This window comes from Klebsiella sp. K5-204 (assembly GCF_030128585.1).
GTDB classification, from domain to species: domain Bacteria; phylum Pseudomonadota; class Gammaproteobacteria; order Enterobacterales; family Enterobacteriaceae; genus Klebsiella; species Klebsiella quasipneumoniae.
The window spans coordinates 384,096-398,457 of sequence record NZ_JAKUZS010000001.1 but is presented as its reverse complement, the minus strand read 5'-3'; the positions used below and the strand labels follow the sequence as shown (position 1 = coordinate 398,457).

The following is a 14,362-nucleotide window of genomic DNA, read 5'->3' as shown; positions in this document are numbered from 1 at the left end:
GCGCCGCGCAATCGTACTTACTGGTTGGACTGATTCATTTTGGCTTTCAATGCCGCCAGCTGCTCGCTGATTTCATCGTCCGCTTTCAGTTCGGCAAACTGCTGATCCAGCGTCTGCTGCTTGCCAAAGCGGTGACTCTCCGCTTCCGCTTCCATCTGATCGATGCGACGTTCAAAGGATTCAAAGCGCGCCATCGCCTCATCCAGTTTACCGCTGTCCAGCTGGCGACGCACATCGCGGGACGAACTCGCCGCCTGATGACGCAGCGCCAGCGCCTGCTGACGGGCGCGGGTTTCGCTGAGTTTGTTCTCCAGCTCGCCAATCTCTTTCTTCATGCGCGCCAGCGTTTCATCCACCAGCTGCACTTCGTGGTCCAGCTGAGCAATAAGGTCGGTCAGCTTCTGTTTTTCGATCAGCGCCGCCCGGGCCAGATCCTCTTTCTCTTTGCGCAGGGCCAGCTCGGCCTTTTCCTGCCATTCCGCCTGCTGGGCGACCGCCTGCTCAATACGACGGGTCAGCTGTTTCTTTTCCGCCAGCGCGCGGGCCGACGTGGAACGTACCTCAACCAGCGTGTCTTCCATCTCCTGGATCATCAGACGCACCAGCTTTTGCGGGTCCTCGGCTTTCTCCAGCAGGGAGTTGATGTTGGCGTTCACGATGTCGGCAAAACGAGAAAAAATACCCATAATTTCAGTCCTCATAGTTCTGGTTGCAGGCATTCACCTGTGGCTTAGCTAATACAAATGGCGTGCCAACTTTTTATCTTATTGATTTTAAACAGAGTGGTTGCGAAACAGGCAGGGCATTGCTACAGTCACCTGGTTAATCACACTACTTAATGGCGAAATTCATCATGGCGCAGTACAAGGATAATTTGCTGGGCGAGGCCAACAGCTTTCTCGAGGTGCTGGAACAGGTTTCCCGGCTGGCTCCGCTGGACAAACCGGTGCTGGTCATCGGCGAGCGCGGTACCGGGAAAGAGCTTATCGCCAACCGTCTGCACTACCTCTCCGCCCGCTGGCAGGGGCCGTTTATCTCGCTGAACTGCGCGGCGCTGAATGACAATCTGCTCGATTCGGAGCTGTTTGGCCACGAAGCCGGGGCCTTCACCGGCGCCAGCAAGCGCCATCCCGGACGCTTCGAGCGCGCCGACGGCGGGACGCTGTTTCTCGATGAGCTGGCGACGGCCCCGATGCTGGTGCAGGAGAAGCTGTTAAGAGTGATTGAATATGGCGAACTGGAGCGCGTGGGCGGCAGCCAGCCGCTGCAGGTCAACGTCCGGCTGGTGTGCGCCACCAACGCCGACCTGCCGCGGATGGTGGAGGAAGGCCATTTCCGCGCCGACCTGCTCGACCGTCTGGCCTTCGACGTGGTGCAGCTCCCGCCGCTGCGCGAACGGCAGAGCGACATCATGCTGCTCGCCAACCAGTTTGCCATTCAGATGTGCCGCGAGCTCGGTCTGCCGCTGTTTCCCGGCTTCAGCGAACGAGCCACCGCCACGCTGCTCGGCTACCGCTGGCCGGGAAATATTCGTGAACTGAAGAACGTCGTCGAGCGCTCGGTCTATCGCCACGGCGACAGCGAGCACGAGCTGGACGCCATTATCCTCAACCCTTTCCGTCAGTCCGCGGCCTCCGTGCCGGAGGCCGCGTCCGGGGACGAACTGCCCGCCCTGCCGCTGGATCTCCGCGATTTTCAGCTACAGCAGGAAAAACGCCTGCTGCAGCGGAGTCTGCAGCAGGCGAAGTATCATCAGAAGCAGGCGGCGGAGCTGTTGGGCTTAACCTATCATCAGCTCCGCGCGCTGCTGAAAAAGCATCAGCTGTGAGAGGCGCGCGGCAGCAGCAGTGCGCTTACCGCCATCGCCCCCAGGCATAAGGCGGCGTTGAACCACAGGGCATACTGGGCGGCATGGGCCATACCGAGCGGCAAAAACAGCGCGAAAAGTGACGCCGTCACGGCAATCCCCATCGCCCCACCCAGCGAGCTGCCCATCTTGTAGATCCCCGAGGCGACGCCAATTTTGTTCTCCGGCGCGTTGGCCACCGCCGTATCCGTTGACGGCGTGGCGTAGCAGCCCAGCCCGAGGCCGAACAGCACATTGCTGCCGAACACCACGCCGATATAGAGCGCCTTATCGAGAAAGGTGCAGGATATCAGGCCGATGGCGATGGCGGTCAGCACCGGGCCGGCCATCATCGGCAGCCGGGCGCCGTAGCGCTGCAGCAGCTTCTCGCCGACCCGGATCATCGCCAGGACGGTCACCAGATAGCCGAGGGTAATCATTCCACTCTCCAGCGGCGTCAGGTGGTGCCCCTGCTGCAGCCAGATGCTGGCGATCATCATGGTGCCAATCGCCCCGTTGAGCAGAAAGTTCGACAGCACCGCCGCGCCGTACGCCCGGTTGCGAAACAGCGCAAAATCGATCAGCGCCGCCTCGCCTTTGCGCAGCCCGCTGCGAATAAACACCGCGCCAGCGATCAGCGCCCCCGCCAGCATGCTCAACGACAGCGGACTGCTCCAGCCCCAGCCGTGGCCTTTGCTGATAAACAGATTCACCAGCACCAGCCCGGCGATAAGGCTCAGCAGGCCGCCAACGTCCAGCTTCTGCTGGCTGGCGCTGGCGCTGCGGCTCTCCGGCGTGCCGCGCAGTAACGCCAGCGCCGCCAGGGCAACGGCGATGGAAAAGACAAAGATCCAGCGCCAGCCCAGGCCGGTGGCGATAGCTCCGCCGACGAAGGAGCACAGGCCGCTGCCGCCCCACGAGCCGATGACCCAGAAGCTGACCGCCCGCTGACGCGCGCGCCCCTGGTACCAGGTCTTAATCAGCGCCAGCGTCGCCGGCATAATGCACGCCGCCGACAGCCCCTGCAGCACCCGGCCGGCGAGGAACAGCCCCGGCCCCTGGGCCAGTACCAGCATAGCGCTGCCGGCGATGCTCAGCCCCAGCCCGAGGGTGGTCATTCGCATGCGGCCAAACTTGTCCGCCAGGCCGCCGCTGGCCACCACGAAACAGCCGCTGAACAGCGCGCTGAGGCTGACGGCCAGGGTTAAGGTCTCAAGGGAAATATCAAGACTGCTTTTCATCGCCGGCACGACGTTGATCACCGACTGGGCAAACAGCCAGAAGGTTAAAACGCTCAGCACAATCCCCACCAGCAGACGATCGCTGCCGACATAGGGGGTGTCGCTTACGGTGACAGTGCTCATTGCATGGCCCTCCCGTTTCCGGTGATTAACGCAGATAGTGTTCCGTCAGGCCGCACCACAGCGCCGCGCCGCTAAGCAACAGCGCGTCGTTGAAGTCATAGCCCGGGTTATGCACCATGCAGCGATCCGGCTCGTCGCCAGCGCCGATAGTGAAATAACTGCCGTGGGGGTGCTGCTCCAGCATGAAGGCGAAATCTTCACTGCCCATAAACGGCTTCACCTCGCCCACCTGCTCTGCGCCAAACAGCGCTGTGGCCACCTCCCGCACCATGGCGTTGGCCGCCGGATCGTTACGTAATACCGGGCTGCCGTTGACGTGAGTCAGCGTAGCCGTGGCGTTAAAGCTCTCCGCCTGAGCCACGGCAATATCATGGATCCGCTGCAGCACGGTCTCGCGTACCTGCTCATTGAGGGTGCGCACCGTGAGCTTCATCAACACATGATCGTTAATGATATTGGGCGCATGTCCGGCCTGGATGCTGCCGACGGTCACGACCGCTGGCTCAAACGGGGTGATATTGCGCGAGACGATGGACTGCAGCGCGAGGGTAATATGGCAGGCCACCAGCGTGGCATCCACCGTATGCTCCGGTACCGCGCCGTGGCCGCCAACGCCCTTCACTTCAATATGCAGCGTATCGGAGGAGGCCATCATCGCCCCGTCGCGCAGACCAATTTTACCCAGCGGCTGACCCGGCATATTGTGCAGGCCAAAGATGGCGTCGCAGGGGAACTGGTCAAACAGACCGTCCTCGACCATCACCCGCCCGCCGTACAGCAACTCTTCCGCGGGCTGGAAAATCAGCTGCAGCGTCCCGTTAAACTGGCGGGTGCGCGCCAGATATTCAGCCGCGTAGAGCAGCGTGGTGGTGTGCCCGTCATGGCCGCAGCCGTGAAAGCGTCCGTCAACCTGGCTTGCCCACGGCTTCCCGCTCCGCTCCTGCATCGGCAGGGCATCCATATCCGCCCGCAGGCCGAGGCGTTTTTTTCCTTGGCCGACGCGCAGCGTACCCACCACCCCGGTGCCCGCCAGGCCGCGATGAACCTCGTATCCCCATTCGCCAAGCAGTCGGGCGACCTCGCTGCTGGTCTGATGCTCTTCAAAGCCGATCTCCGGCTGCTGGTGGAACCGGCGACGTAAGGCAATAAATTGCGCCTCGTTGACCTGCAAGGCTTCAAGCAACGGATGTGTCATTTTTGTTATTCCTGTGTTGTGTTTGCACGACACTTTCGAGTTTATGCGGGTGAAACAGCTTTCATGCGCGTTTTTTTGTTTTATATTGACGAGAAATGAATGAGTGTTTTTCATACATGTCGGTTATGACAAAAAACAACCGGTTGCTTTTTGTCTACAGAGGAGAACCATGTGGAGCAGCATTCAGGCGACTTTAGCGTCACCGTGCGCGATGTGCGTCAGCTAAGCCAGCCGGAGAGCGATCTGCTGACGCTGCTGTGGGTGCTGGAGGGGAGCGTAAATCTGGCGGAGGCGGAAGGCGCGCCGCAGCAGCTTGCCGTCGACGCGCTGGCGATCGTTAACCGCAACCGTCGCTGGAGCCTGCGCAGCGCCGGGGGCAACGCGGTGATGATCCTCACCCTCTCCGCCAGCTGGCTGGCCCGCCTCGACAACGCCTTTTTTGCCGTCGACTACCAGATATCGCCGCGCACCCGCGATGCCGATGACGGCCTGCGCCGCCTGATGCGCCAGCTGCTGGTGAGCGGCCTGGTCAATCATCCCGGCCATTACCGGCTGGAGGCCAACCGTTGGCTGAGTGAGATAGCGCTGCTGCTGGCCACGCGCTTCAGCCAGCCCATTGCCTTCACGCCACGGCGCGATGCTGAAAAATGGAGCCGGAGGATAGCCAGCGTAGTGGCGCGGATCGACGCCAACTATCAGCGCCGTCTCTCTTTACAGGAGGTGGCGGCCGCCGAGTTTGTCTCCGAGGCCTGGCTGTCACGCCTGTTTCACAAGGAGGTTGGCGTCAGTTTTGTCCAGTACCTCACCGCGCTGCGCCTGCGCCACGCCGCTGATCAGCTGTTAACCACCCGCAAACCCGTTCAGCAAATTGCCCGCGAGCAGGGGTTCGCCAGCACGCGAATGATGAGCGACCTGTTTAAGCGCCACCATGGGGTGACGCCGCGCCAGTATCGCGAGCGGTCCCCCCGGGAGCCGGGCCGACCGCGCCCGCCGCAGGGCGATCGCTGGCAGCCGGTGGCCGTGGACCGGCTCTACGCCCGCCTTAATGAGCCGGAACAACGCGACCGGGAGAGTCAGCCGCTGTTGATCAATCCGCCGCAAACCCGGGAGATCAACCTGCACCAGCGACCGGCGCGCGCCGCGGTGCTGCGCCATACCCGGATGGTGGTGACCGTGCGCGAGCTGGACGATCTGCTGCGGGAGGACGTGCGCCGCGAACTGGAGCAGTTGCACCGCGCCCTGCCGGTGTATGCCATTGATATCAACGATGCCTTTCTCAGCAGCCGCCTGTTCGGCACCGGCTGGGACGATCCGCAGATGGCTGGCTACGCCTGCTGGTACAACCTGCAGCAGATCTTCAGCTGGCTGGCGGCGATGGGCTGGCAGGTGATCCTGCATACCGGGGTCACCACCCGCAGCGATCTGCTGCAGCGCTTCCTGCAACTCGCCGCCAACCATTTTCCACCGACGACGCTCAGCAGCTGGCGCTTTGTCTGGCACTGGTCGCCGCAGGCCAGCGAAGCGGCCCGCCAGGCCGCCTGGCGGCAGCAGCGCGAGGTTCTTCACCGTCTGCTGCCGCAGCCGCAGCTGGGGATCTGGCACCGCTTTGCCGCCAGCGCGCCCGGGGACGATCCGCTGTTCCACTCGCCGCTGCTGGCGGAAGCCGATTTTCTCGCCTGCCAGGCGGATGCCAACGAACGGCTGGATCTGGCTCAGGCAGACAGCAGCAGTCTGGCCTCCAGCGAGCACTATCCGGCGCATAAGCTGCGACAGATCCACAGCGCCCTGCGTCAACGGCAGCTTAACCTGCCGCTATGGCTGCTCTCGTGGAATACGCTGACCGGCGATACGCGGGACACCAACGGGCGCTTTTTTCGCGGCGCGCTGTTGATGGATAATCTGCTGGGGGTCGCGGACCAGGTCTGGCTGGCGGGCTTCTGGTTAAACTCCGGCCTCCAGGGCGAAGCCCGCGCCAACGGCAAGCTGGATACCTCCAGCCTGGCGCTGCACTATCTGCACGGGCTGCCGCGCCCGGTTTACTGGGTGCTGTGGCTCTGGCGACGGCTGCGCGGCGAGATCCTGTTTCACGACAAAAACCTGCTGCTGCTCCATCACCAGGGGCACTACCAGCTGCTGCTGCGCAATACGGTGGTCTATAACCCCTGGCTCTCCAGCGAAGCGGCTTTTATTCAACGCTTCAGCCAGCCGTACAGTGTGCGGCTGCAGGGGCTCAAGGGCCGCTGGCGCATCAAACAGCACCTCTTCGATCAGCACCACGGCGCGCTGTTCCCGCTGGTGGACGCCTTTCGCAGCCGCAGCGGCCCCGACGCCGAAGATTATCAGTGGCTGATGCATCAGGCCCGTCCGGCGCTCAGCGTGGAGGAAGCCCGACTCGACGGCCACTGGCTGCGGGTCGACTCGCTGGAGAGCAACGCCCTGGCCCTGTACGAATTTACCCCTCAGTACTCCCCCGATGAGGATCCCGACGCCTGAAGCAGGCCGTGAATTTTGCGCTGGCTCTCCGTCGTCGCCGGGTTGAAAACCAGCAGCGACAGATCGGGGCGGCCCTCCACAGCAAAAGAGGTGAACTCCAGATCGAGCGGGCCCATCTGCGGGTGGTGAATGCGCTTATAGCCCTCGCCGTGGCCGGCGACGTCGTGGCTTTGCCAGAAACGGGCGAACTCGACGCTCTGCTGGCTGAGCTCCGCGATCAGCTGGTCAGTTTCCGTCGTGGCGCCCATCCGCGTGACGTCGGCGCGAAAGGCGTTAACGATAAGCTGCCCCACCGTCTGCCAGTCCTCCAGGGTGCAGCGGGCCTCAGGCCGGGTAAACAGGCGGCGCAGCACGTTGCGCTCCGCCAGCGGCAGCTGGCCGTAGTCGGTCAGCACCCTGGCCGCCGCCGCGTTCCAGGCGATCACGTCCCAGCTGGCGGTACGGATAATCGCCGGAATGGCGAAGGCATCGAGCACCCGCTGCAGCCGCGGCGTCATATCATCTGTGATCGTCAAACGGGTCTGCGGCGGATGGCCGAAGGCGAGTATAAACAGATGTTCGCGCTCCGGGGTGGTCAGCCGAAGACCGCGGGCGATCCGCTCCAGCACCTCGCGGGAAGGCGCCCCGCCGCGCCCCTGTTCAAGCCAGGTATACCAGGTCGGGCTGATGCTGGCGAGCTGGGCGACCTCTTCACGGCGCAGGCCCGGCGTGCGCCGGCGTCCCGCCGGGAAGCCAAACGTTACCGGGTCGAGACGCTGGCGCCTGGCGCGGAGAAAATCACCTAAAGCATGATTGTCAGAAGTGTTCATCATCTGCCTGTAAGTCTGCCTGTTAGAATTTATACCCCGATAATGTCTCTACTTTTATAGTATGACATCGCGGGTAGGATACGCCTGATAACCCGTCCAGGAGGTTCATAATGCGTATATTTCTTACCGGCGCGAGCGGATTTATCGGCTCGCGTATTCTTCCGGCGCTGCAGGCGTCGGGCCATCAGGTTATCGGCCTCGCGCGCAGCGACGCCACGGAGCAGGCCCTGGAAGCGGCAGGGGTCGAGGTGCGCCGCGGCACGCTGGACGCCCCGGATTCGTTGCTGGCGGGCGTCGAGAGCGCCGACGCGGTGATCCATACCGCTTTCGACCACGACTTCAGCCGCTTTGCCGCCAACTGCGAGAAAGACCGCCAGGCGATCCTCACCATGGGCCAGGCGCTGCGGGGCAGCGCGCGGCCGCTGGTCATCACCTCCGGCACGCTGATGGGCGACGACGGGAGCGGCGCCCCGGCCCGCGAGTCGTGCTTTAACGCCGCGCACCCCAGCCCGCGGACCGCCTCAGAACTTGCCGGCCAGCAGCTGCTGGAGGCGGGAGTGGACGTCCGGGTCGTTCGCCTGCCGCAGGTGCATGACACCGTGCGCCAGGGGCTGCTGACCAGCTATATCGAACGCGCGGTCGCCAGCGGCGCGGTGGCCCTGCGCGGCGAGGGGAACCACCGCTGGTCCGCCGCCCATGTCGATGACGTCGCGCGCCTGTACGTCAGCGCACTGCTGCAGGGCGCTGCGGGCGAGCGCTACCATGCGGTGGCTGAAGAGGGGATCGCGTTACGGGAGATTGCCGCAGTCATCGCCCGGGGCTTAAATCTGCCGCTGACCCAGCTGGATGAGGAGCAGGCTGACGCCTGGTTCGGCTGGTTTGCCCCCTTTACCGCCCTTGACCTGCGCGCCAGCTCGGCATGGACTCGCGAGCGATTGCAGTGGCAGCCGGTCGGCCCCGGGCTGCTGGAGGATTTGCGGAATATGGATTATCAAAAAGTGACGTTGTCACGATAAGCAAATACGTTCCCCCCTGTATGACATCCGACGGGTAGGGTTACCCGCCCGTCGGACCCTCTGCTTTCTCCCCGCTATACTGAATTTATCCCCGGCGTTAGCGTCGCTTCCACCGTCCGGTCAACCGCGGCCAAACAGAGCTGACTGGCGATATCGGCGATAAAAAGTTACCATGTTTCATTATACAGACTCGGTTCCGCGACTATTTTAATCAATTGACTGAATACTATACGCACCCGGTAACCGCATTATCCCTCAGGCTTGTTGAAGGCGGTGGTGAATGTCTATGAATCTTAATAAGATAGAGTTCAACTCTATAATCAAACAGAAAATATGCGCCTGAAATTGTCATCTCTCTTGGCAGCGGTTTCCCTGCTGTGTGGGCAGGCTTTTGCCGCCCCTGCGCTCCCCGACCGCGCCGATATTCGCGACAGCGGTTTCGTCTATTGCGTCAGCGGCCAGGTTAATACCTTTAATCCGCAGAAAGTGAGCAGCGGACTGATCGTCGATACGCTGGCCGCGCAGATCTACGATCGCCTGCTTGACGTCGACCCTTATACCTATCGGCTGGTTCCCGAGCTGGCGGAGAGCTGGGAAGTCCTCGATAACGGCGCCACCTACCGCTTTCACCTGCGCCGCCACGTCCCGTTTCAACGCACGGCATGGTTCTCCCCGACGCGGGATTTCAACGCCGATGACGTGATTTTCACCTTTGGCCGCATTTTTAACCGCGATCACCCCTGGCACAACGTCAACGGCAGCAGCTTCCCCTACTTCGACAGCCTGCAGTTTGCTGACAGCGTGGAGAGCGTCCGCAAGCTCGATAATCAGACCGTGGAGTTTCGCCTCAAGCGGCCGGATGCATCATTCCTCTGGCATCTGGCCACCCACTATGCGTCGATTACCTCCGCCGAATATGCCGCCCGCTTAACGCAGGACGATCGTCAGGAACAGCTCGATCGCCAGCCGGTGGGCACCGGCCCGTTCCAGCTGTCTGAGTACCGCTCCGGGCAGTATGTTCGCCTGCAGCGCCACCCCGGCTACTGGCGCGGCAAACCGTTGATGCCGCAGGTGGTGGTCGACCTCGGCTCCGGTGGAACCGGCCGCCTGTCGAAACTGCTGACCGGCGAATGCGACGTGCTGGCCTGGCCGGCCGCCAGCCAGTTGACGATCCTGCGTGACGACCCGCGCCTGCGCCTGACGCTGCGTCCGGGGATGAACATTGCCTGGCTGGCCTTCAACACCGCCAAGCCGCCGCTGGACAACCCGGAGGTGCGCCACGCGCTGGCGCTGGCCATTAACAACCAGCGCCTGATGCAGTCTATCTACTATGGCACTGCGGAGACGGCGGCGTCGATGCTGCCGCGCGCCTCGTGGGCCTACGATAACGACGCTAAGATTACCGAATATAATCCCCAGGAGGCCCGCACCCGGCTGAAGGCCCTGGGGCTGGAAAATCTGACCCTCAAACTGTGGGTTCCCACCAGCTCGCAGGCGTGGAACCCCAGCCCGTTGAAAACAGCAGAGCTGATCCAGGCGGATATGGCGCAGATTGGCGTCAAGGTGATCATCATGCCGGTGGAGGGGCGCTTCCAGGAGGCGCGGCTGATGGACATGAACCATGACCTGACGCTCTCCGGCTGGGCGACGGACAGTAACGATCCGGACAGCTTCTTCCGGCCGCTGCTGAGCTGCGCGGCGATCGCCTCGCAAACCAACTTCGCCCACTGGTGTAACCGGGAATTTGATGACGTGCTGCAAAAAGCGCTGCTCTCGCAGCAGCTCTCCTCGCGGATGGACGCTTACAAAGAGGCCCAGCGCATCCTCGCTCGTGAACTGCCGGTCCTGCCGCTGGCCTCGTCGCTGCGGTTGCAGGCCTATCGCTATGATATGAAAGGCCTGGTGCTTAGCCCCTTCGGTAACGCTTCGTTCGCTGGCGTATCGCGGGAGAAAACCGAAGAGGTGAAAAAACCATGATTATTTTTACCCTGCGCCGTCTGCTGCTGTTGCTGGTCACCCTCTTTTTTCTGACCTTTGTCGGCTTCAGCCTGAGCTACTTCACTCCCCATGCCCCGCTGCAGGGCGCGACCCTGTGGAATGCGTGGCTGTTCTGGTTTGAAGGGGTGCTGCACTGGGATTTTGGCGTCTCCAGCATTAACGGCCAGCTGATTTCCGAACAGCTGCGCGAGGTGTTCCCGGCGACCATGGAGCTGTGCATCCTCGCCTTCGGCTTTGCCCTGCTGATTGGCATTCCGGTGGGGATGATCGCCGGCGTGATGCGCAACAAATGGCCCGATACCCTGATCAGCGCCGTCGCGCTGGTCGGTTTCTCGATCCCGGTCTTCTGGCTGGCGCTGCTCCTGACCCTCTTCTTCTCCCTGACCCTCGGCTGGCTTCCGGTCTCCGGCCGCTTCGACCTGCTGTATGAGGTGAAAAACGTCACCGGTTTCGCGCTGATTGACGCCTGGCTTTCGGACTCGCCGTGGCGCCATGAGATGATCGTCAGCGCCGCCCGGCATATGGTGCTGCCGGTGCTGACCCTGGCGGTAGCCCCCACTACCGAAGTGATCCGCCTGATGCGCATTAGCACCAGCGAAGTCTATGACACCAACTACGTCAAGGCGGCCGCCACCCGCGGCGTCTCGCGACGCAAAATTTTACTGCGCCACGTGCTGCACAACGCCCTGCCGCCGGTGATCCCGCGCCTCGGCCTGCAGTTTTCCACCATGCTCACCCTGGCGATGATCACGGAGATGGTATTCAGCTGGCCAGGGCTGGGCCGGTGGCTTATCAACGCCATTCGTCAGCAGGACTACGCGGCGATCTCCGCCGGAGTGATGGTGATTGGCGCGCTGGTGATTATTGTCAACGTGATTTCCGATATTCTCGGTGCCATGGCTAACCCACTGAAACATAAGGAATGGTATGCCCTACGATAGCGTTTATCTGGAAAAGCGTCCGCCCGGCGCGCTGCGCACCGTATGGAGTAAATTCTATGGCGACACCACGGCGATGATCGGCCTGTACGGCTGCGCGGGGCTGCTGCTGCTTTGCGTCTTTGGCGGCTGGTTCGCCCCCTACGGCATCGACCAGCAGTTCCTCGGCTACCAGCTGCTGCCGCCATCGTGGTCGCGCTATGGGGAAGTCTCTTTCTTCCTAGGAACCGATGACCTGGGGCGCGATGTGCTCAGCCGACTGCTGAGCGGCGCGGCGCCGACCGTCGGCGGCGCTTTTGTCGTCACCCTCGGCGCCACGCTGTTTGGCCTGGTGCTGGGCGTCATTGCCGGATCGACCCACGGCCTGCGCTCGGCGGTGATGAACCATATCCTTGATACCCTGCTCTCCATCCCCTCGCTGCTGCTGGCGATCATCGTCGTCGCCTTTGCCGGGCCGCACCTCAGCCATGCGATGTTTGCCGTCTGGCTGGCGCTGCTGCCGCGCATGGTGCGCTCCGTCTACAGCATGGTCCACGATGAGCTGGAGAAAGAGTACATTATCGCCGCCCGCCTCGACGGCGCGTCGACGCTGAATATTCTGCTGTTCGCCATCCTGCCCAATATCGCCTCCGGCCTGGTGACCGAGATCACCCGCGCCCTGTCGATGGCTATTCTGGATATCGCCGCGCTGGGCTTTCTTGACCTCGGCGCTCAGTTGCCTTCGCCGGAATGGGGAGCGATGCTGGGCGATGCGCTGGAGCTTATCTATGTTGCGCCGTGGACCGTGATGCTGCCCGGGGCCGCGATTATGCTCAGCGTACTGCTGGTCAACCTGCTGGGCGACGGTATTCGCCGGGCGATCATTGCCGGGGTAGAATAATGCCGTTACTCGATATTCGTCACTTAACCATCGAATTTAAAACCAACGAAGGCTGGGTAAAAGCCGTCGACCGCGTCAGCCTGACCCTGACCGAAGGCGAAATCCGTGGCTTGGTGGGGGAATCCGGCTCCGGGAAGAGCCTGATCGCCAAAGCTATCTGCGGCGTGACAAAAGACAACTGGCGGGTCACGGCCGACCGCATGCGTTTCGACGACATCGATCTGCTGCGGCTGTCGAACCGCGAACGCCGGAAACTGATCGGCCACAACGTCTCGATGATATTCCAGGAGCCCCAGTCGTGCCTCGACCCCTCTGAGCGCATCGGCCAGCAGCTGATCCAGAGTATCCCTGGCTGGACCTACAAGGGCCGCTGGTGGCAGCGGCTGGGCTGGCGTAAACGTCGGGCCATCGAGCTGTTGCACCGCGTCGGGATTAAAGATCACAAAGACGCCATGCGCAGCTTCCCCTATCAGCTGACCGAAGGCGAGTGCCAGAAGGTGATGATTGCCATTGCCCTGGCCAACCAGCCGCGCCTGCTGATCGCCGATGAACCGACTAACGCTATGGAGCCCACGACGCAGGCGCAGATTATCCGCCTGCTGACGCGGCTCAACCAGAACAACAACACCACCATTTTGCTGATCAGCCACGATCTGCAGATGCTCAGCAAATGGGCGGATAAAATCAACGTCATGTACTGCGGGCAGACGGTGGAGAGCGGGCCCAGCGAAGAGCTGATCACCCTGCCGCATCACCCCTACACCCAGGCGTTAATCCGCGCGATCCCGGATTTTGGCAGCGCCATGCCGCATAAAAGCCGTCTCAACACCCTGCCGGGGGCGATACCGCTGCTGGAGCAGCTGCCCATCGGCTGTCGGCTGGGGCCGCGCTGCCCGTACGCCCAGCGCGAGTGTATTGAAACCCCGCGTCTTACCGGGGCGCGCAATCACCTGTACGCCTGTCATTTCCCGCTGAACATGGAGAAAGAGTGAAATGGTCGAAACATTGCTGGAAGTGCGCCAACTCAGTAAGACCTTTCGCTATCGCACCGGCTGGTTTCACCGCCAGACGGTGGAGGCGGTTAAGCCGCTGAGTTTTACCCTGCGCGAACGGCAGACGCTGGCGATTATCGGCGAGAATGGCTCCGGAAAATCCACCCTCGCGAAGATGCTGGCCGGCATGGTGGAGCCCACCAGCGGCGAGGTGCTGATCGATGACCATCCGCTGACCTTCGGGGATTACTCATACCGCAGCCAGAAGATTCGCATGATCTTTCAGGATCCGTCGACGTCGCTAAATCCGCGCCAGCGCATCTCGCAGATCCTCGATTTTCCGCTGCGGCTGAATACCGACCTTGACGCCGAAGCGCGGCAGAAACAGATCATCGACACCCTGCGCATGGTCGGCCTGCTGCCGGACCACGTCAGCTACTATCCCCATATGCTGGCCCCGGGTCAGAAGCAGCGTCTTGGCCTCGCCCGGGCGCTGATCCTGCGCCCGAAGGTCATCGTCTGCGATGAGGCGCTGGCCTCGCTGGATATGTCGATGCGTTCCCAGCTCATCAACCTGATGCTGGAGCTGCAGGAGAAACAGGGCATCTCTTACATCTATGTCACCCAGCACCTGGGAATGATGAAGCACATCAGCGATCAGGTGCTGGTGATGCATAACGGGGAAGTGGTTGAGCGCGGCAGCACCGCCGATGTGCTGGCCTCACCGTTGCACGACCTGACCCGACGCCTGATCGCCGGCCACTTCGGTGAGGCTCTCACCGCCGACGCCTGGCGCAAAGACGGCAAATAGTGCCGTCTCATTCACCTCGC

At 62.3% G+C, this 14,362-nt stretch carries 12 protein-coding genes; 8 read left to right on the top strand and 4 right to left on the bottom strand.

Going from position 1 to position 14,362, the window contains the following annotated elements; translation table 11 throughout:
- Positions 1–17: 17 nt before the first annotated feature.
- Complete coding sequence (gene pspA, locus MKR05_RS02010; RefSeq protein WP_004203910.1) at positions 18–686, bottom strand: phage shock protein PspA; 669 nt, start codon at positions 684–686, stop codon at positions 18–20.
- Positions 687–838: 152 nt separating this feature from the next.
- Here pspA and pspF point away from each other — a divergent pair, with 152 nt between their 5' ends.
- The gene (gene pspF, locus MKR05_RS02005) at positions 839–1,828 is read left to right on the top strand and encodes a phage shock protein operon transcriptional activator (protein WP_072199080.1); all 990 of its coding nucleotides are present in this window, start codon (positions 839–841) and stop codon (positions 1,826–1,828) included.
- On the opposite strand, the gene MKR05_RS02000 is transcribed toward pspF, so the two are convergent.
- Together MKR05_RS02000 and MKR05_RS01995 are read right to left on the bottom strand one after the other, a co-directional pair.
- Positions 1,819–3,210, bottom strand: coding sequence for an MFS transporter (locus tag MKR05_RS02000; RefSeq protein ID WP_214632765.1), 1,392 nt, complete (start codon positions 3,208–3,210; stop codon positions 1,819–1,821). The genes pspF and MKR05_RS02000 overlap by 10 nt on opposite strands.
- Positions 3,211–3,235: 25 nt before the next feature.
- Positions 3,236–4,405, bottom strand: a complete 1,170-nt coding sequence (locus MKR05_RS01995) for a M20 aminoacylase family protein (RefSeq protein ID WP_023289354.1) — start codon at positions 4,403–4,405, stop codon at positions 3,236–3,238.
- Positions 4,406–4,576: 171 nt separating this feature from the next.
- Between MKR05_RS01995 and MKR05_RS01990 the strand changes: the two genes are divergently transcribed.
- Complete coding sequence (locus tag MKR05_RS01990) at positions 4,577–6,898, top strand: helix-turn-helix domain-containing protein (protein ID WP_080819730.1); 2,322 nt, start codon at positions 4,577–4,579, stop codon at positions 6,896–6,898.
- On the opposite strand, the gene MKR05_RS01985 is transcribed toward MKR05_RS01990, so the two are convergent.
- The gene (locus MKR05_RS01985) at positions 6,865–7,707 is read right to left on the bottom strand and encodes a helix-turn-helix transcriptional regulator (protein ID WP_060591009.1); all 843 of its coding nucleotides are present in this window, start codon (positions 7,705–7,707) and stop codon (positions 6,865–6,867) included. The genes MKR05_RS01990 and MKR05_RS01985 overlap by 34 nt on opposite strands.
- Before the next feature lie 107 nt (positions 7,708–7,814).
- Between MKR05_RS01985 and MKR05_RS01980 the strand changes: the two genes are divergently transcribed.
- The 6 genes from MKR05_RS01980 (at position 7,815) to sapF (ending at position 14,342) form a co-directional block, all read left to right on the top strand.
- On the top strand, positions 7,815–8,723 hold the full coding sequence (locus MKR05_RS01980; protein ID WP_238875533.1) for an SDR family oxidoreductase: 909 nt from the start codon (positions 7,815–7,817) through the stop codon (positions 8,721–8,723).
- 333 nt (positions 8,724–9,056) lie between these two features.
- Positions 9,057–10,700: an ABC transporter substrate-binding protein SapA gene (gene sapA, locus MKR05_RS01975; RefSeq protein WP_023289350.1), complete on the top strand. Its 1,644-nt coding sequence runs from the start codon at positions 9,057–9,059 to the stop codon at positions 10,698–10,700.
- Positions 10,697–11,662: a putrescine export ABC transporter permease SapB gene (gene sapB, locus MKR05_RS01970; protein ID WP_017900865.1), complete on the top strand. Its 966-nt coding sequence runs from the start codon at positions 10,697–10,699 to the stop codon at positions 11,660–11,662. Before sapA ends, sapB begins: the two co-directional genes overlap by 4 nt.
- Entirely contained in the window at positions 11,649–12,539 is an 891-nt protein-coding gene (sapC, locus tag MKR05_RS01965; protein WP_238875498.1) for a putrescine export ABC transporter permease SapC, read from the top strand. Before sapB ends, sapC begins: the two co-directional genes overlap by 14 nt.
- Positions 12,539–13,531: a putrescine export ABC transporter ATP-binding protein SapD gene (sapD, locus tag MKR05_RS01960; protein WP_023289349.1), complete on the top strand. Its 993-nt coding sequence runs from the start codon at positions 12,539–12,541 to the stop codon at positions 13,529–13,531. The genes sapC and sapD overlap by 1 nt, the downstream gene beginning before the upstream one ends.
- A gap of 1 nt (position 13,532) precedes the next feature.
- Positions 13,533–14,342: a putrescine export ABC transporter ATP-binding protein SapF gene (gene sapF / locus MKR05_RS01955; protein ID WP_004203898.1), complete on the top strand. Its 810-nt coding sequence runs from the start codon at positions 13,533–13,535 to the stop codon at positions 14,340–14,342.
- Positions 14,343–14,362 lie beyond the last annotated feature (20 nt).

Bases quoted from the DNA above. Each gene is read 5' to 3' on its own strand.
- pspA (WP_004203910.1), bottom strand. From the start codon at position 686: ATGGGTATTTTTTCTCGTTTTGCCGACATCGTGAACGCCAACATCAAC.
- pspF (WP_072199080.1), top strand. From the start codon at position 839: ATGGCGAAATTCATCATGGCGCAGTACAAGGATAATTTGCTGGGCGAG.
- MKR05_RS02000 (WP_214632765.1), bottom strand. From the start codon at position 3,210: ATGAGCACTGTCACCGTAAGCGACACCCCCTATGTCGGCAGCGATCGT.
- MKR05_RS01995 (WP_023289354.1), bottom strand. From the start codon at position 4,405: ATGACACATCCGTTGCTTGAAGCCTTGCAGGTCAACGAGGCGCAATTT.
- MKR05_RS01985 (WP_060591009.1), bottom strand. From the start codon at position 7,707: ATGAACACTTCTGACAATCATGCTTTAGGTGATTTTCTCCGCGCCAGG.
- sapA (WP_023289350.1), top strand. From the start codon at position 9,057: ATGCGCCTGAAATTGTCATCTCTCTTGGCAGCGGTTTCCCTGCTGTGT.
- sapB (WP_017900865.1), top strand. From the start codon at position 10,697: ATGATTATTTTTACCCTGCGCCGTCTGCTGCTGTTGCTGGTCACCCTC.
- sapC (WP_238875498.1), top strand. From the start codon at position 11,649: ATGCCCTACGATAGCGTTTATCTGGAAAAGCGTCCGCCCGGCGCGCTG.
- sapD (WP_023289349.1), top strand. From the start codon at position 12,539: ATGCCGTTACTCGATATTCGTCACTTAACCATCGAATTTAAAACCAAC.
- sapF (WP_004203898.1), top strand. From the start codon at position 13,533: ATGGTCGAAACATTGCTGGAAGTGCGCCAACTCAGTAAGACCTTTCGC.